Source organism: Rhizobium sp. SG2393 (genome assembly GCF_042610495.1).
Lineage (GTDB): Bacteria > Pseudomonadota > Alphaproteobacteria > Rhizobiales > Rhizobiaceae > RU20A.
The window spans coordinates 194,424-213,519 of the sequence record NZ_JBHGAP010000001.1 but is presented as its reverse complement, the minus strand read 5'-3'; the positions used below and the strand labels follow the sequence as shown (position 1 = coordinate 213,519).

The 19,096-nt window shown below is 63.8% G+C and carries 16 protein-coding genes and 1 other annotated feature; of the genes, 11 read left to right on the top strand and 5 right to left on the bottom strand.

Features of this window, described 5'->3' with window-relative positions:
• Nucleotides 1-17: 17 nt before the first annotated feature.
• Both ldtR and ACED18_RS01010 read right to left on the bottom strand, forming a co-directional pair.
• A complete protein-coding gene (gene ldtR, locus ACED18_RS01015) occupies nucleotides 18-536 on the bottom strand; it encodes a transcriptional regulator LdtR (RefSeq protein ID WP_377288158.1) in 519 nt (172 codons plus the stop codon).
• 129 nt (nucleotides 537-665) lie between these two features.
• Nucleotides 666-1,103, bottom strand: a complete 438-nt coding sequence (locus ACED18_RS01010) for a DUF6163 family protein (RefSeq protein ID WP_377288156.1) — start codon at nucleotides 1,101-1,103, stop codon at nucleotides 666-668.
• Nucleotides 1,104-1,318: 215 nt separating this feature from the next.
• On the opposite strand from ACED18_RS01010, the gene hemB reads away from it, so the two are divergent.
• The 6 genes from hemB to ACED18_RS00980 all read left to right on the top strand — a co-directional run bounded on the left by hemB (nucleotide 1,319) and on the right by ACED18_RS00980 (nucleotide 5,537).
• Entirely contained in the window at nucleotides 1,319-2,332 is a 1,014-nt protein-coding gene (gene hemB, locus ACED18_RS01005; RefSeq protein ID WP_377288154.1) for a porphobilinogen synthase, read from the top strand.
• A gap of 78 nt (nucleotides 2,333-2,410) precedes the next feature.
• On the top strand, nucleotides 2,411-2,875 hold the full coding sequence (locus tag ACED18_RS01000) for an RDD family protein (protein WP_377288152.1): 465 nt from the start codon (nucleotides 2,411-2,413) through the stop codon (nucleotides 2,873-2,875).
• Nucleotides 2,876-3,046: 171 nt separating this feature from the next.
• Nucleotides 3,047-3,802, top strand: a complete 756-nt coding sequence (locus tag ACED18_RS00995) for an arginyltransferase (RefSeq protein ID WP_377288150.1) — start codon at nucleotides 3,047-3,049, stop codon at nucleotides 3,800-3,802.
• Between the two features lie 170 nt (nucleotides 3,803-3,972).
• Nucleotides 3,973-4,860 (top strand): DMT family transporter, encoded by an 888-nt coding sequence (locus ACED18_RS00990; protein WP_377288148.1) that lies wholly within the window; start codon nucleotides 3,973-3,975, stop codon nucleotides 4,858-4,860.
• A gap of 69 nt (nucleotides 4,861-4,929) precedes the next feature.
• Nucleotides 4,930-5,151 (top strand): AbrB/MazE/SpoVT family DNA-binding domain-containing protein, encoded by a 222-nt coding sequence (locus ACED18_RS00985; RefSeq protein WP_377288146.1) that lies wholly within the window; start codon nucleotides 4,930-4,932, stop codon nucleotides 5,149-5,151.
• Nucleotides 5,148-5,537: a type II toxin-antitoxin system death-on-curing family toxin gene (locus tag ACED18_RS00980; protein WP_377288144.1), complete on the top strand. Its 390-nt coding sequence runs from the start codon at nucleotides 5,148-5,150 to the stop codon at nucleotides 5,535-5,537. Before ACED18_RS00985 ends, ACED18_RS00980 begins: the two co-directional genes overlap by 4 nt.
• 19 nt (nucleotides 5,538-5,556) lie before the next feature.
• Here the strand turns inward: ACED18_RS00980 and parC are convergent, their stop codons facing one another.
• The gene (parC, locus tag ACED18_RS00975; protein WP_377288142.1) at nucleotides 5,557-7,812 is read right to left on the bottom strand and encodes a DNA topoisomerase IV subunit A; all 2,256 of its coding nucleotides are present in this window, start codon (nucleotides 7,810-7,812) and stop codon (nucleotides 5,557-5,559) included.
• 289 nt (nucleotides 7,813-8,101) lie between these two features.
• On the opposite strand from parC, the gene ACED18_RS00970 reads away from it, so the two are divergent.
• A complete protein-coding gene (locus ACED18_RS00970; RefSeq protein ID WP_377288140.1) occupies nucleotides 8,102-9,295 on the top strand; it encodes a hypothetical protein in 1,194 nt (397 codons plus the stop codon).
• Between the two features lie 78 nt (nucleotides 9,296-9,373).
• Here the strand turns inward: ACED18_RS00970 and ACED18_RS00965 are convergent, their stop codons facing one another.
• On the bottom strand, nucleotides 9,374-10,852 hold the full coding sequence (locus ACED18_RS00965; protein ID WP_377288138.1) for a SulP family inorganic anion transporter: 1,479 nt from the start codon (nucleotides 10,850-10,852) through the stop codon (nucleotides 9,374-9,376).
• A gap of 82 nt (nucleotides 10,853-10,934) precedes the next feature.
• Nucleotides 10,935-10,990: a sequence feature (sul1 is cis-regulatory element that is thought to sense ions involved in sulfur or methionine metabolism; They are found in Alphaproteobacteria), on the bottom strand.
• A 143-nt stretch (nucleotides 10,991-11,133) separates the two neighbouring features.
• On the opposite strand from ACED18_RS00965, the gene ACED18_RS00960 reads away from it, so the two are divergent.
• Nucleotides 11,134-12,090, top strand: a complete 957-nt coding sequence (locus ACED18_RS00960; RefSeq protein ID WP_377288136.1) for an endonuclease/exonuclease/phosphatase family protein — start codon at nucleotides 11,134-11,136, stop codon at nucleotides 12,088-12,090.
• Nucleotides 12,091-12,419: 329 nt separating this feature from the next.
• On the opposite strand, the gene aspS is transcribed toward ACED18_RS00960, so the two are convergent.
• Nucleotides 12,420-14,207 (bottom strand): aspartate--tRNA ligase, encoded by a 1,788-nt coding sequence (aspS, locus tag ACED18_RS00955; RefSeq protein ID WP_377288134.1) that lies wholly within the window; start codon nucleotides 14,205-14,207, stop codon nucleotides 12,420-12,422.
• A 229-nt stretch (nucleotides 14,208-14,436) separates the two neighbouring features.
• Between aspS and ACED18_RS00950 the strand changes: the two genes are divergently transcribed.
• From ACED18_RS00950 to ACED18_RS00940, 3 genes are all read left to right on the top strand, one after another.
• Nucleotides 14,437-16,221, top strand: a complete 1,785-nt coding sequence (locus ACED18_RS00950) for a diguanylate cyclase (protein WP_377288132.1) — start codon at nucleotides 14,437-14,439, stop codon at nucleotides 16,219-16,221.
• 127 nt (nucleotides 16,222-16,348) lie between these two features.
• A complete protein-coding gene (locus ACED18_RS00945) occupies nucleotides 16,349-17,623 on the top strand; it encodes an MFS transporter (RefSeq protein ID WP_377288129.1) in 1,275 nt (424 codons plus the stop codon).
• 55 nt (nucleotides 17,624-17,678) lie between these two features.
• Entirely contained in the window at nucleotides 17,679-19,079 is a 1,401-nt protein-coding gene (locus tag ACED18_RS00940) for a multicopper oxidase domain-containing protein (protein WP_377288127.1), read from the top strand.
• Nucleotides 19,080-19,096 lie beyond the last annotated feature (17 nt).

The following is a 19,096-nucleotide window of genomic DNA, read 5'->3' as shown; positions in this document are numbered from 1 at the left end:
CCAGGAAACGGGATGCGTTACAGGCGGTAGGCGATGCTGTCGTTCCAGAAGCGGTCGAGGCGCTGGAGGAGCTTGTTCATCTGGGTGAACTCGTCGGTGCCGATGCCGCCGACCTTCTGGATGGAGCCGACGTGGCGGTCATAGAGCTTGGCGACCGTTTCGGCGATTTCCTGGCCGTCTTCCGTCAGGCTGATGCGGACGGCGCGGCGGTCGACGCGGGAGCGCTGGTGGTTGATCAGGCCGAGATCGACCAGCTTCTTGACGTTGTAGGAGACGTTGGAGCCGAGATAGTAACCGCGCGAGCGCAGTTCACCGGCGGTCAGCTCGGAATTGCCGATGTTGAAGAGCAGGAGCGCCTGCACGGCGTTGACGTCGTCGCGACCCTGGCGGTCGAATTCGTCCTTGATGACATCGAGCAGACGGCGATGCAGGCGCTCGACGAGGTGCAGGGATTCGAGGTAGAGGTTGCGGATGGCGTCCTCGTGGGGATCCTTGGCAGCAACCGGCTGGACTTTCAGCTTCGCGTTCGTGTTCATGATCATGTGCCTCACTGTTTTGTTTGGCGGTGTCTGTTCTTCCCGCCTTGAGTGAGACCCTATCGAATGCGCCTAAAATTCTACTTAAACCGCAGGCTTAACATGAGCTTACCGGAAGGGCAGCGCCGATCAGGGTGAATGAACCCTTGCAGCCTTTGCCTTCTTGTAGCGTTCCCAGGCGAAAACGGCCTGGAAAGCCAGGAAGGTCGCGACGATCATCGCATGGGCGGCCAGCAGCACCGGGCGCGTGCCGAAGACGGCCGGATAGAATTCGAACATGGTCAGTTCGATCGCTGCGCCCAGTAGCCAGATGACCGGCCCCCAGGAGACCAGCAGCCATAAACCGACGGCCGCCACGGGAAAGACGACCGCAAGCGCCGCGGCCGCCGCGCGCCATGGCACCGGCAGCAGGTCGAAGCGGCCTTCGCCGTTGAAGCTGTAGCCGATCAGCATGGCCCAGTAGCAGAGCCCGTACCAGAAGGCAGACAGCGACACGATCCTCAGGAAGATCCCGAAGAGGATGTCGAGCAAGGACGGTTTGGGCACCTGGGCGGAATCAGGAAACATGGCGCGACAGTAAACCGAAGCTGCGTCGAATTGAAACGCCTCATGTCCTCGGGGCCGTTTCCCTGTCGGCGGGCACCATGCTAGACCGTGAGCCACGAAGCAGGGAGCCGCGAACCTTTCGCGGGACAGGTGCCCCTGCCCTTTCAAGGTGCCGCATCGGCCATCCCGGTGATCTTCCGATCATCCCGCCGATGCGCTGACGGCAGGAGACGGCCATGGCGGACAAAATCAATCTTGTGGACGAGATCACCGGTCACCGGCGCATGCGCCGCAACCGCAAGGCCGACTGGACGCGCCGGTTGGTGCGCGAGACGTCGCTTTCGGTGGATGATCTCATCTGGCCGATCTTCCTCGTCCCCGGCTCCGGGATCGTCGAGCCCGTGGCAGCCATGCCCGGCGTCAACCGCATGAGCGTGGACAAGGCCGTGGAGGCCGCGCGCGAGGCGGCCGATCTCGGTATTCCCGCACTGGCAACCTTTCCCAACGAGGCGATGGAGTTGCGCGACGTCACCGGTTCCTACAGTCTGTCGTCCGACAATCTCATCAATCAGGCGACGCGCGCCATCAAGGCAGCGGTGCCGGGGATCGGCCTCATCACCGATGTCGCGCTCGATCCCTTCACCAGCCATGGCCATGACGGCATCCTGCGCGACGGCGAGATCGTCAATGACGAAACGGTGGAGGCGATTGCGCGCGCTGCCGTCATCCAGGCAGATTCCGGCGCCGACATCATCGCGCCCTCGGACATGATGGACGGGCGCATCGGCGCCATCCGCCGCGCGCTCGATGCCGCTGGCCACCACCAAGTCGGCATCATGTCCTATGCGACGAAATTCGCCTCCGCCTTTTATGGCCCGTACCGCGAGGCGATCAACACCGGCGGCCTGCTCAAGGGCGACAAGAAGACCTATTACCTCGATCCGGCCAACGGCACCGAAGCCGTGCGCGATGCCGCGCTCGATGTGGAAGAAGGCGCGGACATGCTGATGGTCAAACCCGGCCTGCCCTATCTCGACATCTGCTGGCGCATCAAGGAAGCCTTTGGCCTGCCGGTCTTTGCCTACCAGGTCTCCGGCGAATATACCCAGATCAAGGCGGCGGCGATGAACGGGTGGATCGACGGGGAACGCGCCATGCTCGAGACCCTGCTCTGTTTCAAGCGCGCCGGCTGCGATGGCATCCTGACCTATTTCGCGCCGGAGGTGGCCCGTATTCTGGCCAGGGGCTGAGGCGGTTTCTTTGATGGTGCCATCTTTTCACGCGGGCGGGGCACGCCCATATGGAAGGGAAAGAAGGAGCTTAAACCCATGACCGTCCCCATCTCCCCGGTGAACCTGCCCAGCGAGGACTGGCGTGCCTATCGCGGCGTTCTCTGGCGCCGGGCGCTGGCCTTCATTTTCGACTACGTGATGATCGCCATCCTCTGGGTGCCGGCAGCCCTTGTGGTATTCTTCCTCGGCATCCTGACCTTCGGCCTCGGTTTCGCGCTCTACCCGGTGCTCTATTTCATCGTTGCTGTCGCCTATTTCGGCATGACGGTCGGCGGTCGCACGCAGGCCTCGCCGGGCATGCGCATGATGGGCCTGCAGGTGGCGCGCCTCGACGGGCAGCCGATGGATTTCATGATGGCTATGGTGCACCTCGTGCTGTTCTGGATCGCCAATGCGGTGCTGACACCGCTCGTGCTGCTGGTCGGCCTTTTCACCGACCGCGGACGCCTGCTGCATGACCTGCTGATTGGAACCGTGACCGTTCGCCGGGATTTCTACTGATCGAAGCGGCTGAGCCATCCTGCACCCGGTCGTCCGCGTGATGGCCGGGTGCTGCATTTCAAGCGGGGTGATACGGACAAGACGCCCGCAAAAACCTCTTGTTGACGTTTGCCGAACTTGCGCCATCCTGTGGGGCAGCATCGGGACTCGAAAGGAACGATCCGCACTTCCATGAACACGCAGACGGCACCGTCCCCGCAGTTCTATCTCACCGCGCCGGCGGCCTGCCCCTATCTGCCCAATGAAATGGAGCGGAAGGTGTTCACCCACATGGTCGGCGAGCGGGCGCCTGAGCTCAACGATCTGCTGACGCAGGGCGGTTTCCGCCGCTCGCAGAACATTGCCTATCGCCCGGCCTGCGAGACCTGCCGCGCCTGCATTTCGGTGCGTATTCTGGCCAACGAATTCAATCCGACGAAGTCTATGCGGCGGATCATCGCCGCCAACCGAGACATTGTGTCGGCGGAATATCCGGCCGAGCCGTCCAGCGAGCAATACAGCCTGTTCCGCACCTATCTCGATCACCGCCACCAGCGCGGTGGCATGTCGGATATGTCGGTGCTCGACTATGCGATGATGGTGGAGGATACGCACGTCAACACGAAGATCATCGAATACCGGCTGCGCCGCGAAGGCGACAGCATCGGCGAGACGCGCGGGCCGCTGATCGCGGCGGCGCTCACCGATAAAATGGGCGACGGCCTGTCGATGGTCTACTCCTATTTCGATCCCGCCCTGCAGGACCGCTCCCTCGGTACCTTCATGATCCTCGACCACATTCGCCGCGCCCGCGACCGTGGTTTGCCGCATGTCTACCTCGGCTACTGGGTCAAGGGATCGCGCAAGATGGACTACAAGACCAAGTTCCTGCCGCAGGAGCATCTGATGGCGCGCGGCTGGGAACGCTACGAGGCAGACGCCCAATAGCGGTCCGCAGCCCACACTTTGGTTCACGCTGTCAGGGCGCAGCCGCGTCGTTTTCGGCAGTCGGCGCGCCGCGCCTGTCGATTTCCATGGGCGGCAAAACACGTTAAGGCTGTCGGGATCGATAGCCGAACGCCGAACGCTCGTCGTGACGACGTTCCCGACTGTGGACCATGCCCGTGACAGACGCCTCCAGCCACCATCGCCGCGGCCTAATCCTGACCGGTCTCGGCGGGCTCAGCCTCTCCTTCGACATTCCGCTGCTGCGCGCCGGTGACGGCGAGATCTGGTCGGTTCTGGCGCTTCGCTGCGCCTGTACGGTGGCGGTGTCGCTCGTCGCCTGGGTGGTGCTGAACCGCTTCTTGAAGAAGCCGATCGCGCTCATTCCGGGATGGGCGGGGCTCGCCGTCGGCCTCTGCTACGGCATCAACACCTTCACCTTCCTGATCGCCGTCTTCAACACATCGACCGCAAATGTCGTTTTCATTCTCGCCTTCACCTCAATGTTCGCGGCCCTGCTGTCCTGGATCTTCCTCGGCGAGCGGCCGTCGAATGCCACGCTGCTGACGATGGCGATCATGGTCGGCGGCGTCGGGCTCATCGTGTCGGAGGGACTGGAAAGCGGCCATCTCTTCGGCGATCTCATGGCGGCGTGCTCGGCCCTGATGCTCGGCACGGCGATCACCATCAGCCGCGCCAGCAATCGCGACATGGGCCTCGTGCCGCTCGTCACCGCCGCCGCGCCCGGCCTTGCGGCGCTGGCGCTCCTGCCGGCCGGCGGTCTCGTCATCGCGCATCCGGAGTGGATCATGCTCGACGGTCTCGTCATGATCCCGCTCGCTTTCTTCCTGCTCGCCACCGGGCCGCGCTACCTCTCCGCACCGGAGGTGGGGATGTTCTACCTGCTCGAAACAATCCTCGCGCCCATCTGGGTCTGGATCGTCTTCGCGGAAGTACCCGGCAGCCGTACGCTTCTCGGCGGCTTCATCCTCGTTCTGGCGCTGATCGGCCATTCGCTGTGGCAGATGCGGGTCGCACGACGGCGCACGGCGGCGGGATGACGCCGGGTTGCAAGGCACTCAACCTCACATTACAATCCGGCCTTAACTCTCGATCATTGGATTTCCGTCATGGACGTCGTACTTCGGAAGATCGGCAATTCGGTCGGCGTCATTATACCTAAAGACGTGCTGGACAGCCTGGGGGTCAAGGTTGGCGACACGCTTGAATTGCGGCGAGAAGCAAGCAGTCTGGTTCTCGTGCCACAAGATGCTGATTTCGCGGAGCAATTGAAGGCAGCGCGAATGGGTATGGAGAAATACCGCACGGCGATGAGGAAACTCAGCACGTGAGGGGGCGGTCGCTATCCCGCAATGTTTTCGAGACGATTCAATCCGAATATGTGACCACCAACGGAGGTCTAGCGGGACTTTCCAATTCTGCGGCGCTTGAAGCGGTGCTGAATGCCGCAAATGAATTGACCGCCGGCGAAAGACCGGATCTGTTCAAGATGGCCGCCATGTATCTCTGTCAGCTGGCGCGCACTCGTCCATTCGCGGACGCTAACGCCCAGACGGCATTCGTTTGTAGTTTCGCATTCTTGCTGCTCAATGGACACATGATCGAAGCGTCGCATGCAGAGATTGTCGTTCTTATGCTGGATATTGCTGCCGGCGAGATTGACGAAGCCGGGGCAGCCGCCTTCCTCGCCGACCACACCGTCCCCTACCCCGCCTGAAGCTCCCGGCTGACCGCCCCTACCCGGCAAAGCGACCGCTGCGTGGAAAGCCCTTCGGCACCGTGCGGCCGGCCGTTGCGCGGTCGCCGAGCCATTCGATGAGTTCGTCCTTGGTCTTGGTGAAGGTGCGGCCGGCGCTGTCTTCCCAGGTCAGGCCGTCGGCGATGGCGAAGAACTTGGCGTCGGAGATGCCGCCGTCCTTGTAGCGCTGCAGGCGCACGCCCTTGCCGCGCCCCATTTCCGGGATCTGGATCAGCGGGAAGACCAGCATCTTGCGGTTCTCGCCGACCACGGCGATGTGGTCGCCGGAGACGGGAACGACGAGCTTTGCCTCGTCCGGCATGGCGACGTTCATCACCTGCTTGCCCTTGCGGGTGTTCGCCACGACATCGGTTTCCGGAACGATGAAGCCGTTGCCGGCGGCCGAGGACACCAGAAGCTTGCGGGCAGGATCGTGCACGAAAGCGGTCAGGATGTCCTGATCGTTCTCCATGTCCACCATGATGCGCACCGGCTCGCCATGGCCGCGGCCGCCGGGCAGCTTGTCGCCGCCGAGCGTGTAGGCCTTGCCGCCGGTGGTGAAGAGCAGGATACGGTCCGTCGTCTGGGCCGGGAAAGCGAGCTTCAGCTTGTCGCCTTCTTTGAACTGCAGCGACGAGACATCCGCGATATGGCCCTTCAGCGCGCGGATCCAGCCCTTTTCAGAGACGACGACGGTGATCGGCTCCTTCTCGATCATCGCCTGCTGGATGGCCTCGACATCGGCGACGGGCGCGTCGGCGAACTGGGTGCGGCGTCGGCCGAGGTCGGTCGCCTTCGCATAGCGCTTCTTCAGGTCGGAAATTTCGTGGGAGACGACCTGCCACTGCTTTGTCTCGGAGGCCAGCAGCGCCTCGATGTCGGCCTTTTCCTTGGTCAGCCCGTCGAATTCGGTGCGGATCTCGAATTCCTCGAGCTTGCGCAGCGAGCGGAGCCGCATGTTGAGGATCGATTCCGCCTGCAAGTCGGTCAGCGCAAAGCGCGCCATCAGCGCCGGCTTCGGCTCGTCCTCCTCGCGGATGATGCGGATCACCTCATCGATGTTGAGGTAGGCGATCAGGTAGCCGCCGAGGATTTCCAGCCGGCGGTCGATGGCGGCAAGACGGTGGCGCGAGCGGCGGACCAGCACCTCCTGCCGGTGATCGAGCCACTCCACCAGCACATCGCGCAGCGACATAACGCGCGGCACGCGGCCCTTGGAGAGCACGTTCATGTTGAGCGGGAAACGGCTTTCCAGCTCCGTCAGGCGGAAGAGCGATTCCATCAGGAGGCTCGCATCCACCGTGCGGCTCTTGGGGATGAGCACGACACGGATGTCTTCGGCCGATTCGTCGCGGATGTCTTCCAGCAGCGGCAGCTTGCGGGCGATCAGGAGCTCGGCGATCTTTTCGATCAGCCGCGACTTCTGTACCTGATAGGGGATTTCGGTGACGATGATCTGGTAGCCGCCGCGGCCCAGATCCTCGATTTCCCACTTGGCGCGGACGCGGAACCCGCCGCGGCCGGTCTTGTAGGCCTCGAGAATGCTCTCGCGGCTTTCGATGATGATGCCGCCGGTCGGGAAATCCGGGCCTTCGATGAATTCCACGAGCTTTTCGACCGGCGCGTCGCGATCCTTGATGAGATGCAGCGCCGCATCGCAGATCTCGTGCACATTGTGCGAGGGGATCGAGGTCGCCATGCCCACAGCAATGCCGGTGGCGCCATTGGCCAGCAGGTTCGGGAAGGCGCCGGGAAGGACTTCCGGCTCCTTGTTGGATTCGTCGTAGGTGTCGCGGAAATCGACGGCGTCCTGGTCGATGCCCTCGAGCAGCAGCTCGGCGACCTCGGTCATCTTGCTTTCGGTGTAGCGCATCGCGGCCGGGCTATCGCCGTCGATATTGCCGAAATTGCCCTGGCCGTTGACCAGTGGATAGCGCTGCGAGAAATCCTGCGCGAGGCGGGCGAGCGCATCATAGATCGCCTGGTCGCCATGGGGGTGGAAGTTACCCATGACCTCGCCGACGATCTTGGCGCATTTGCGGAAGGCGGAGTTGGGGCGAAGGCCCATCTCGCTCATGGCGTAGACGATGCGGCGGTGGACAGGCTTCAGCCCGTCGCGCACGTCCGGCAGCGCCCGGTGCATGATGGTCGACAAGGCATAGGCGAGATAACGCTCCTCGAGCGCCGCCTTCAGATCGACCGGAAGAATATTGTCGTCATCGCCGCCGCCCGGCGGCACAAGGCTCTGTCCCATGTATCCGGGTTATCCCATGACAGGCAAAGCAGCAAGGCAAAGGGCCGCAAAGCCCTGTGGAGAAACGGGTTGATGGCTATGGAAGGAGGGAATTTACCGATCTTTGCGCCGCTGCATGCGCCCCTGCCCTTGCCGTTTGGGAGAACCACCCAAAATTAAGCACGTCGGTTGGCTTCGCGCGCAACGGGCTGGTGGACGGCCGGGCTTGTCGAATATAGTCCCGCCACAATTCGTCTCAACAACAAGATCCCGACCTTAAACCTTCCGTGATCGAACAAGGAAACACCCCATGAAGCTCTTCGGCTCGTCCCGCCTTCTCCTGTCCGGCGTCGCTGCGCTTGCGTTTGCAAGCCCTGCATTCGCGCTCGATGGTGCGGATCTCGTTGCCAAGCTCAATGCAGCCTATGCCACCAGCGGCGCGACGATTGCCTATGACAAGGTGTCGGTCGATGGCACCACCGTGACGCTTGAGGGCACCAAGCTCGTTGTCAGCGGCCCCGATTCCAAGTCTATCAATGTCGGCGAAGTGACCATGGAAGGCGTTGAGGCGCAGGATGACGGTGGCTATTACGTCGAAACCGTCGCACTGCCGGACGTCGATCTGAAGGAGGGCGACAACAGCTTCTCCGTCAAGGACATGCAGATGGGGGGCCTCAGCATCCCCGGCAATCCGAATGGCGGCACGATCGATGACATGCTGACCTACGAGACGGCCTCGACCGGCCCTCTGATCGTGACCGTCAAGGGCAAGGAAGTCTTCTCGATGGAAAGCTCCGAAGCCAACATGACCGCGCTTGAGGACGGCAAGGGCTTCGACTTCGACGCGGACCTCAAGAACATCAAGGCCGACCTGTCGCAGACAGACGATGCCAAGACCAAGGATGCGCTGGAAAAGCTCGGCCTCATGCAGGTCAATGGCGAAGTCACGATGAAGGGCAGCTGGCAGGTCGAGACGGGCAATATGAAGCTCGACCAGTTTGCCTTCGACTTCGCCAATGTCGGCAAGCTCAATCTTGCCTTCGACTTTTCCGGCTACACGCTGCAGTTCGTGAAGGCGATGCAGGACGCCGTGAAGGCCGCCGAGGCCAATCCGAACAAGGAACAGGCCAACCAGGCCATGGGCCTTGCCATGATGGGCCTGATGCAGCAGCTGACCTTCAACAGTGCCGAAATCCGGTTCGACGATGCCAGCATCACCAAGCGTGCGCTCGACTACGTCGGCGGACAGCAGGGCGTTCCGGGCGACCAGTTTGCCCAGTCGCTGAAGGCCATGGTGCCGATCATGATGGCGCAGCTCAACGTGCCGGAACTGCAGAACCAGGTGTCTGCCGCCGTCAACAGCTATCTGGACAACCCGAAGAGCCTGACGATCAGCGCCAAGCCGGCCAACCCGGTTCCGGTCCCGATGATCGCGGGTGCCGCCATGGGCGCGCCGAACACGCTGCCGCAGGTGCTGGGCGTAACGGTCACGGCCAACAACTGATCCGGTTAATCCTGGACGTGCAACGGCCCGGCATCCCTGCCGGGCCGTTTCTTTTTCAAGGGGATGGTAACGGCGGCCTCAATGGGCCGCGGCGTTTACGATGGCCGCGTCCTTGTCATGCACGGCGAAGCGATCGACCATGTGGGCACTTGCCTGGTTGAGGCCGACAACCTCGACCGCGACGCCATGGCGGCGATATTTCAGCACCACCTTGTCCAACGCTGCAACGGAGGAGATATCCCAGAAATGGGCGTCGGTGACATCGATCACCACGGCCTGGGCCGGCGATGTGAAATCGAAAGCTTCCACGAAGCTTTCCACCGAGGCGAAGAAGATCTGGCCGGAAACGCGATAGGTGATCGTCGCGCCCTCCCCGCTTTTGCGAACGGAGAAGAGGCGCGCCACCTTGCCGGCAAAGAAGACGCCGGAGAGAAGGACGCCGACCAGCACGCCCTTGGCGAGATCGTGGGTGGCCACCACGGTGACGACGGTTGCCAGCATGACGATGGAGGATGTCGGCGGGTTGCGCCTGAGATCAAGGATCGAGCGCCAGGAGAAGGTGCCGATCGACACCATGATCATGACGGCGACGAGGGCTGCCATGGGAATGATGCGCACGAGATCATCGAGCACGAGGATGAGGAACAGCAGGAAGGCACCCGCCACGAAGGTGGAGAGCCGGCCGCGCCCGCCGGAGCTGACATTGATCATCGACTGGCCGATCATGGCGCAGCCGCCCATGCCGCCGATCAGGCCGGAGGCGATGTTGCTGGCCCCCTGACCGATGCATTCGCGGCTCTTGTTGCTGGTCGTGTCCGTCATGTCATCGACGATCTGGGCCGTCAGCAGCGATTCCAGCAGGCCAACGGCGGCGAGCGCGATGGAATAGGGAAAGATGATCTGCAGCGTCTCGAATGTCAGCGGCACCTGCGGCAGCGCGAAGATCGGCAGCGTATCCGGCAGGGCACCGAGATCGCCGACGGTCCGCAGGTCGAGGCCGAACCACCAGGCGGCGGCCGTCAGCGCCAGAATGGCGACCAGCGGCGACGGGATCGCCTTGGTGAAGCGCGGCAGGATGTAGATGATCGCAAGCGCCACCGCGATCAACGGATAGGTGAGCATGGGCACGCCGATCAGTTCCGGCAGCTGCGCCATGAAGATCAGGATCGCCAGCGCATTGACAAAGCCGGTGATAACCGAACGCGACACGAAGCGCATGACGCGGCCGAGCTTCAGGAAGCCGGCGGCAATCTGGATGACGCCCATCAGGAGCGTTGCAGCGAAGAGGTATTGCAGTCCATGCTCCTTGACGAGCGTGACCATGAGGACGGCGGTCGCGGCGGTCGCCGCCGAGATCATGCCCGGGCGCCCGCCCGCAAAAGCGGAGACGCAGGCGATGGCGAAGGAGGCGAAGAGGCCAACCTTCGGATCGACGCCGGCAATCACCGAGAAGCCGATGGCTTCGGGGATCAATGCCAGCGCGACGAGGATGCCCGAGAGAATGTCGCCACGCATGTTGGAGAACCACTCGCGGCGGTAGGTGGTCAGATCAGTCATATCTTGAAAATTCCGCAATAAGGATCGCATCAGGCCGCTCCTGTCGCGGAGCCGGCGTGTGAGATGGATTCGATGCTTTTCGCGTTGTCTGGCGGATCGGCGGCCAGAAGAGCCACCCGGAGTTTCACCGGGTCCGTGGTGAGTAAGGCCTTATACGCTGCGTTTGACTTGAGGGAAAGGGTGGCTGCGCATCAACGCAGATTGCGTTGGAGCGACCGTCATGGGAGGTTCATCATCGATCGCTAATCGTCCCTGCGTCCCGCCTGAACCCGGAGTTTTCCATGCGCGCACTGATGCTTGCCGCCTTCGCGGCCTCTCTTCTTTCCTCCGCCGCCCTTGCGGCCGATCCCACCGAACTGACCGTGATGAGCTTCAACATCTGGGGTGGCGGCGCCAATGCCGGAAAGCCGGTGGACGAGACGGCCGCCGTCATCAAGGCGGTCAATCCCGACATTATCGGCGTATTGGAAACACGGCCGGAGCCCAATCCGTGCGACGCCGACAATTGCGTGCCGACCGGACCGAGCGTCGCCAAGGCGCTCGCCGAAAAGCTCGGCTATTTCTACTACGACCAGGACAAGAAGAACGCGGCGCTGTGGGCCGGCGCCATCCTCAGCCGCTATCCGATCGGCAAGGCTACCGACAACGACCTCGGCGTCGAGATCGACGTCAAGGGCCGCAAGGTGTTTGCCTATTCGCTGCACCTGACGGACTATCCCTACCAGCCCTACCAGTTGCTCAACATCGAATATGGCCCCGCGCCCTTCCTGAAGACCGCCGATGAGGCGATTGCCTCGGCCAAGGCCGCCCGTGGTCCGGCGCTCGAGCTTTTCGCCCATGACCTCAAGGCTGCCGATGGGGCCGACGCGACCTTCGTCTTCGGCGACTTCAACGAGCCCTCGCATCTCGACTGGACGGAGGCCGCCGCGGCTGCGAAGCAACAGCCGCTTGCGGTCGCCTGGCCGACTTCGACGCGCATGGCCGAGCTCGGCTTCACCGACCTCTTCCGCGCCGCCTTCCCCAACCCCGTCGCCAAGCCGGCCTTCACCTGGACGACCAAGAACGAGATTTCGGACCCGACAGACCATCACGACCGCATCGACTTCACTTATGGCCGCGGCAAGGGCATGACCGTCGTCAAGGCCGGCATTGTGGGCGAGCGCGCACCGGAAGCCGACATCGTCGTCACCCCCTGGCCGTCGGACCATCGCGCCACGATGGCAACGGTCCGGTTCTGAGGGGCAGATACCTCGCAACGAGAAGGCCTCGGTTCATCAGAGAACCGGGGCTTTTTCAATCCTCGCGACAGACAACGCAGCCAATGTGCTCCCCCCTCATCTGCCTGCCGGCATCTTCTCCCCGCGGGGGAGAAGAGATGTGCGGCGCGCTCCCAGACCTTCGATGGCGCAGCCGGAAGCGAGAGGTTCGCTTCTTTCCGCTAGGGTAGACTGAGGCGCGGTTCCACCGTCCTGGTCTCTTCTCCCCAGCGGGGAGAAGGTGCCGGCAGGCGGATGAGGGGGCGAAACGGCAGATCGCTCGCCTTATAAGCCCCGAAATACGGCCGCCCTCAGTCCTTCTTGGACGGAACCACGCGCAGGGCGAGTTCGCGCAACTGCGTGGGCGTCGCCGGGCTCGGCGCGTTCATCAAGAGGTCCTGCGCCTGCTGGTTCATCGGGAAGAGCGAGATTTCGCGCAGGTTCTTCGCGCCGACGAGCAGCATCACGACGCGGTCGATGCCGAAGGCGCAGCCGCCGTGCGGGGGGGCGCCGTACTGGAAGGCGCGGTACATGCCGCCGAAGCGTTCTTCCACATCCGCCTTGGAGAGGCCGACCAGCTCGAAAGCCTTGACCATCAGGTCGGGCGACTGGTTACGGATCGAGCCCGAGGCAATCTCGAAGCCGTTGCAGACGGCGTCGTACTGGTAGGCCTTGAGGCTCAGCGGATCCTGGCTTTCCAGCGCTTCCAGCCCGCCTTGCGGCATGGAGAAGGGGTTGTGGGCGAAATCGATCTTCTTCTCGTCCTCGTTATATTCATAGAACGGGAAATCGACGATCCAGCACATTTCGAAGCGGTCGCGATCGACGAGGTTCAGTTCCTCGCCGGCGCGGGTGCGGGCTTCACCGGCGAACTTGTAGAACTTGGCGGGGTCGCCCGCGACGAAGAACGAGGCATCGCCAGGCTCAAGGCCGAGCTGGGTGCGCAGCGCTTCGGTGCGCTCTTCGCCGATGTTCTTGGCGAGCGGGCCGGAGCCCGCGATCTTGCCGTCCTCTTCCTTCCAGAAGATGTAGCCGAGGCCCGGCTGGCCGGTGGACTGGGCCCAGGCGTTCATGCGGTCGCAGAAGGCGCGGCTGCCGCCGGTCTTTGCCGGGATCGCCCAGACCTCGACCTTCGGGTTCGACGCGATCATGTTGGCGAAGACCTTGAAGCCGGAGCCGGCGAAATGCTCGGTCACGGCCTGCATCTCGATCGGGTTGCGCAGGTCCGGCTTGTCGGAGCCGTATTTGCGGATCGCCACGTCATAGGGAATGCGCGGCCAGCTCTTCGTTACCGGCTTGCCATCGGCGAACTTCTCGAACACGGCCGTCATCATCGGCTCCATCGTGTTCCAGATGTCTTCCTGGGTGACGAAGCTCATTTCCACGTCGAGCTGGTAGAATTCGCCCGGCAGGCGGTCAGCGCGCGGGTCTTCGTCGCGGAAGCAGGGCGCGATCTGGAAGTAGCGGTCGAAACCGGCGACCATCAGCAGCTGCTTGTACTGCTGCGGGGCCTGCGGCAAGGCGAAGAACTTGCCCTCATGGATGCGCGAGGGCACGAGGAAGTCGCGCGCGCCTTCCGGCGAGGATGCCGTCAGGATGGGCGTCGTGTATTCGGCAAAGCCCGCCTCGCCCATGCCCTGGCGCATGGCGGAGATGATCTGGGTGCGCTTGACGATGTTCCTGTGCAGCGTCTCGCGGCGCAGGTCGAGGAAGCGGTACTTGAGGCGCACGTCCTCGGGATAGTCCGGCTCGCCGAAGACCGGCAGCGGCAGTTCCTTGGCAGCCGAGAGGACTTCGATTTCCAGCGCGTAGAGTTCGATCTCGCCGGTCGGCATCGCCTTGTTGACGGTCTCGTCGGTGCGGGCCTTGACGCGGCCGTCGATGCGGATGACCCATTCGCCGCGCACGGCCTCGGCCAGCTTGAAGGCCGGGCTGTCCGGGTCGGCGACGACCTGGGTGATGCCGTAATGGTCGCGCAGGTCGATGAACAGCACGCCGCCATGGTCGCGGACGCGGTGCACCCAGCCGGAGAGACGGACGGTCTGGCCGACGTCGGACTTGCGGAGGGCGGCACAGGTGTGGCTGCGGTAACGATGCATGGCGGTTCTATCCTGGAATCACGTCGCCGCCCGCAAGGCTCAGGCTTCGGGCGGCCTCAAAATCGGGCGGAAAAGCGCATGGCGGGCCCGATTTGTCAAGGGTTGGCGGCTTAGCCGCAGGGCAATCGCAGTGCTGCCGCGCCGCCGCATCTCCGGTTTTCGTATGATCACTGTAGGACAAGTTCAATAATTCACGCGCATAAGCTCTTACTGTCAAAGGAGCCTGCGCATGAAGATCAGCACCATCACCAACTGGGCTTATGGCGTCACGCTCGTTCTCACCATCCTTTCGGGCGGCGCGATGTTCGTTGCGGTCAACCGGGCGGAAGGCGAACGGATCGCGGTGCAGGATCACCTCGCCATCAGCGACGCGGCCAATGATCTGGCGGTCTCGGTCGAGACGATAACGGCTGCGGCGCGCCTTTACGTGATGCGCGGCGAGGAGCGCTTCCTCAAGGCCTTCAACAGCGGCAGCGACGACGAGCATCGCGGCGCCACGCATCTGCGGCAACTGGCGGACGGCGACCCCTCGCCCGACGAAAGAGCCATCATGGCCAGCCTCCCCGACGCGGCACTCGCGCTCGACCGGTACGAGGCGAACGCCATCGACCTTTATGGCAAGGGCGATGTCGAGGGCGCCCGCACCCTGCTGTTCAGCAACGAGCATGAGCGGCATGAAAGCGAGCTGCTCAATCTCGTGCGGCAGCTTCGCGCGCTCGTTACCGCCCGCTCGCAGGGCAGCCTCGAAAAGGCGCGGCTGCAGGCCGACATCGCCGCCATGGCGGCGCGCATCATGCTCGGCATCACCGCTGCCGTGTTTCTCGGCGTTCTCTATTTCGTCGTCAAACGCCGCGTGGCGGCTCCGCTGACGACGATGAGCGGCATCGTCAACCGGCTCGCGCAGGACGACTTCGCCGTGGATGTGCTGGTGGACCGCCGCCACGACGAGATTGGCCAGATGAACGAGGCGATCAACATCTTCCGCGCCAACGGGCTGGAGCGCGAACGCCTGCATGCGGAACAGAAGCGCGACCAGCAATGCAAGGATCTGATCCTGCAGATGATGCACCGCGTGCAGGCCTGCCAGACGCATCGCGAACTGGCGGAGGTGGTGGCGCGCTTCATCCCGCAGGTGTTTCCCTCGCTTGCCGGCCGGCTGCATGCGCTTTCGGAAGATCGCAAGACGATGGAAGGGCAGTCGGAATGGTCGTCGCCGGTGAGCGGCCGGGACAGTTTTTCGCCGGATTGCTGCTGGGGTCTTCGGCGCGGTCGCCCGCATGTCAGCAATCGCAATTACAGCGATGTCTCCTGCCAGCACCTGACGGAGGGCGGACTGCCCGGCCTTTGCATTCCGCTTTCGGCCCAGGGCGAAACCGTCGGGCTGCTCTATCTGGAGGAACACGAGAGCGAAATCTCCGCGCTCGATACCGCCCGTCTCTACCTCGAAATCGTCGCCGAGAACCTGGGACTTGCCATCGCCAACCTGCACATGCGGGACCGGCTGACCAGGCTTGCCTCGCGCGACGGGCTGACGGGCCTGCTGAACCGGCGCGCCCTCGATGCCGCGCTGGCGGATGCCGGCCATGAGGTCCTCGCCGCGCTGATGATCGACATCGACCACTTCAAGCGTTTCAACGACGTGTTTGGCCACGAGGCCGGCGATGCGGTGATGCAGACGGTGGCGCGCCTGCTGAACGCGGCCGTCGAAGGCACGGGATCGGCCTATCGCTACGGCGGCGAGGAATTCGCCGTGCTGCTGCCGGGACGCCAGACGGCGGCGGCCTTCGACTGCGCCGAGACGATCCGCCAGACCATCGCCGCGACCAGCGTTGCCTATCGCGGCCAGTCGATCGGGCCGGTCACCGTCTCGATCGGGGTCGCCTCGACGACCGATGGCGAGGACGCGCCGCTGCTGCTCAAGGCCGATGCAGCCCTGCTGCGCGCCAAGCAGGCGGGGCGCAATCGCACGCTGCTGTCGCATGAGCCGGGCGTCAGTGCCGCCATTTCCGGCTGACCGATCACGGCGAGAGGGCGGCGGGCGGCGGCAACACGGATTGTTTCGCTTTCCCGCAATTGTTGACTAGGCAAAGGGACCGGCCTGTCGGAAGAAGACGGCAGCATAAGCCGCCGAATCGCGATCCATGTCCCAGTCTCCCATCCGCCCGCTCATCCCCCTGCTCGTCACGGCCGGCATTCTCATCGGCGGAAACGGGCTGCAGGGCACCTTCATCTCGCTGCGCGGGCTGTCGGAAGGTTTCTCGCCCTCGGTGATCGGGCTCATCGGCACCGGCTACAATATCGGCTTTGCGCTCGGCTGCATCTACGTGACGCGCGTCCTGCGCTCGATCGGGCACATCCGCACCTTCTCGGCCATGGCGGCGATCGCGTCTGCGGCGGCCATCGCCATGGTGCTGGTCATCAATCCGTGGTTCTGGTTCCTGATGCGGCTCGTCGCGGGCATCTGCTTTGCGGCCCTCTTCGCAACCGTGGAAAGCTGGCTGAATGCGCGGGTGACCAACAGCAACCGGGCGCGCACGCTCTCCATCTACCGTCTCGTCGATCTGGGCTCGGTGACGGCGGCGCAATATCTGATCCCGGCGGTCGGCATTTCCGGCTTCGAACTGTTCGCCATCACGGCCATGGCCCTGTCGCTTTCGCTCGTGCCGATCTCCTTTGCCGACAGGACAAGCCCCTCCCCGCCGGAAGCGATCCGCTTCGACGTGAAGGCGCTCTGGAACATCTCGCCGCTCGCCACGATCGGCTGCATCGTCGTCGGCCTCACCAATTCCACCTTCCGCTCGCTCGGACCGATCTATGCCGATGGCATCGGCCTTTCGGTGGCGGAGATCGCGACCTTCATGAGCCTCGGCATCATCGGCGGCGTCGTGCTGCAATATCCGCTCGGCGCCTATTCCGACCGGCTCGACCGGCGGCTCATCATCCTCGTCTCCACCGGCGGGGCGCTGGTCGCGAGCCTCTTCCTCGCCGGCATTGCCGGCAGCAACGAGGCCCTGAATTTCGTCGGCATCTTCGTCTTCGGCGCCTTTGCCATGCCGCTCTATTCGCTCTGCTCGGCGCATGCCAACGACCATGCGAAGGACGGGCAGCATGCGCTGGTTTCGGCCGGCATGCTGTTCTTCTGGTCGCTCGGCGCCATCATCGGACCCTTGTTTGCCGCCGTGCTGCTCGATCATTTCCCGCCGGAAGTGCTGTTCATCTATACCGCCGCAGTGCTCGTGCTCTTCATCGCCTACACCGTGTTTCGCATGGACCAGCGGGCGGGCGTACCGGCGCAAAGCCGCCGCACGCGTTTTCGAAGCCTGTTGCGGACCTCCTTCTTCTTCAACCGGTTGGCCGGCGCGGAGGATGGCGACACGAAGCGGCCTGCGGCAAAGAAGACCGCCGACGGGAATTGATGAGATCGCGAGTCAGGTTTAAGAGGGTGGCGACCATTCTTTCGGAGCCCTGCCGATGACCCGCCTCGATCGCCGCCTTCTGCTCAAGGGATCCGCCGCGCTGGCCGGCGCCTTCACCCTCGGCGGAGGCCTTGCCGCCACGCGCAGCCTCGCCCAGTCCGCACCGCTGCAATTGAAGGCCACGCCCGCCAAGGCGCAGATCGGACCGGATGGCGGCATGAGCGACGTCTTCACCTATACGGCCGACGGTATTGCCGAGGATGCGCCCGCCATTATCCGCATGAAGCGCGGAAAGCCCTTTGCGGCGCGGCTGATCAACGGGCTTTCCGAGCCGACGACGGTGCATTGGCACGGCTTACGCATCCCCAACGCCATGGATGGCGTACCGGAGCTGACGCAGCCTTACGTCTATCCCGGCGACGGCTTCGACTACACCTTCACGCCGCCGGATGCCGGCACCTTCTGGTATCACCCGCATTGCAATACGCTCTCGCAGATGGGCCATGGCCTTGCCGGCATGATCATCGTGGAGGATCCGGCCGAGACGGTCTTCGACGCGGAGCTGCCGCTTCTCCTGCGCGACTGGCGGCTCGGCAAGGACGGCGCCTTCCTGCCGGATTTCAAGCCGCGCGATGCAGCCAAGGGCGGCACCTATGGCACGGTGCGCACCGCCAACTGGAAGCGCGAGCCCGTCTACCCGCTGCCGGCCGGCGGGCTGGTACGGCTCAGGATCGCGACCGTGGATGTGACGCGGCTCTACACGCTCGGCATCGAGGGCGCAGAGGCCGTGATCGTGGCACTCGACAGCAACCCGCTGCCGGCGCCGCTGCCACTCGACCGGCTGGACCTCGGCCCCGGACAGCGGGTCGATCTCGTCGTGCGCATGCCCGACAGCGAGGGGACGACAGTGGCGCTCAAGAACCTGCGCGGGTCGAGCCCCTTCACGGTCGCGAGCTTTCCTGCGACGGGCGCCTCGCTGAAACGGTCACTGTCGGATGTGCCGACGCTTGCCCAGAACCCGATCGCCGAACCGGATCTTTCCACCGCCACGCGCATCCCGCTGCTCCTCTCCGCCACCGCCGAGCATGCGGCCGCTCCCAGCATCTGCGGCTCGCTCGGCTACACGTTCTGGGCCATCAACCGCATACCCTGGCCGGGCGATACGCCGGACCCCGTGGCGCCGACGGCGGAGATGAAGCTTGGCAAGAGCTACATTCTGGAAATCACCAACCGCACGCCGCATGCCCACCCGATCCACCTGCACGGCATGAGCTTCCACGTGCTGTCGGCGAGCAAGCACGAGCGCCTGCCACCGCCGACCGACACGATCCTGCTGCAGCCGGACGAGCAGGCCGAGCTGGCGCTGGTGGCCGACAATCCCGGCGACTGGGTGTTTCATTGCCACATCATCGAGCATCAGAAGACCGGAATGACGGGGTATTTCCGTGTTACGTGACGTTTTGTCGTTGTGGG

Bases quoted from the DNA above. Each gene is read 5' to 3' on its own strand.
- hemB (WP_377288154.1), top strand. From the start codon at position 1,319: ATGGCGGACAAAATCAATCTTGTGGACGAGATCACCGGTCACCGGCGC.
- ACED18_RS00990 (WP_377288148.1), top strand. From the start codon at position 3,973: ATGCCCGTGACAGACGCCTCCAGCCACCATCGCCGCGGCCTAATCCTG.
- ACED18_RS00940 (WP_377288127.1), top strand. From the start codon at position 17,679: ATGACCCGCCTCGATCGCCGCCTTCTGCTCAAGGGATCCGCCGCGCTG.
- ACED18_RS00960 (WP_377288136.1), top strand. From the start codon at position 11,134: ATGCGCGCACTGATGCTTGCCGCCTTCGCGGCCTCTCTTCTTTCCTCC.
- ACED18_RS00945 (WP_377288129.1), top strand. From the start codon at position 16,349: ATGTCCCAGTCTCCCATCCGCCCGCTCATCCCCCTGCTCGTCACGGCC.
- ACED18_RS00985 (WP_377288146.1), top strand. From the start codon at position 4,930: ATGGACGTCGTACTTCGGAAGATCGGCAATTCGGTCGGCGTCATTATA.
- ACED18_RS01000 (WP_377288152.1), top strand. From the start codon at position 2,411: ATGACCGTCCCCATCTCCCCGGTGAACCTGCCCAGCGAGGACTGGCGT.
- ACED18_RS00995 (WP_377288150.1), top strand. From the start codon at position 3,047: ATGAACACGCAGACGGCACCGTCCCCGCAGTTCTATCTCACCGCGCCG.
- ACED18_RS00965 (WP_377288138.1), bottom strand. From the start codon at position 10,852: ATGACTGATCTGACCACCTACCGCCGCGAGTGGTTCTCCAACATGCGT.
- ldtR (WP_377288158.1), bottom strand. From the start codon at position 536: ATGAACACGAACGCGAAGCTGAAAGTCCAGCCGGTTGCTGCCAAGGAT.
- ACED18_RS00950 (WP_377288132.1), top strand. From the start codon at position 14,437: ATGAAGATCAGCACCATCACCAACTGGGCTTATGGCGTCACGCTCGTT.
- ACED18_RS01010 (WP_377288156.1), bottom strand. From the start codon at position 1,103: ATGTTTCCTGATTCCGCCCAGGTGCCCAAACCGTCCTTGCTCGACATC.
- ACED18_RS00970 (WP_377288140.1), top strand. From the start codon at position 8,102: ATGAAGCTCTTCGGCTCGTCCCGCCTTCTCCTGTCCGGCGTCGCTGCG.
- aspS (WP_377288134.1), bottom strand. From the start codon at position 14,207: ATGCATCGTTACCGCAGCCACACCTGTGCCGCCCTCCGCAAGTCCGAC.
- parC (WP_377288142.1), bottom strand. From the start codon at position 7,812: ATGGGACAGAGCCTTGTGCCGCCGGGCGGCGGCGATGACGACAATATT.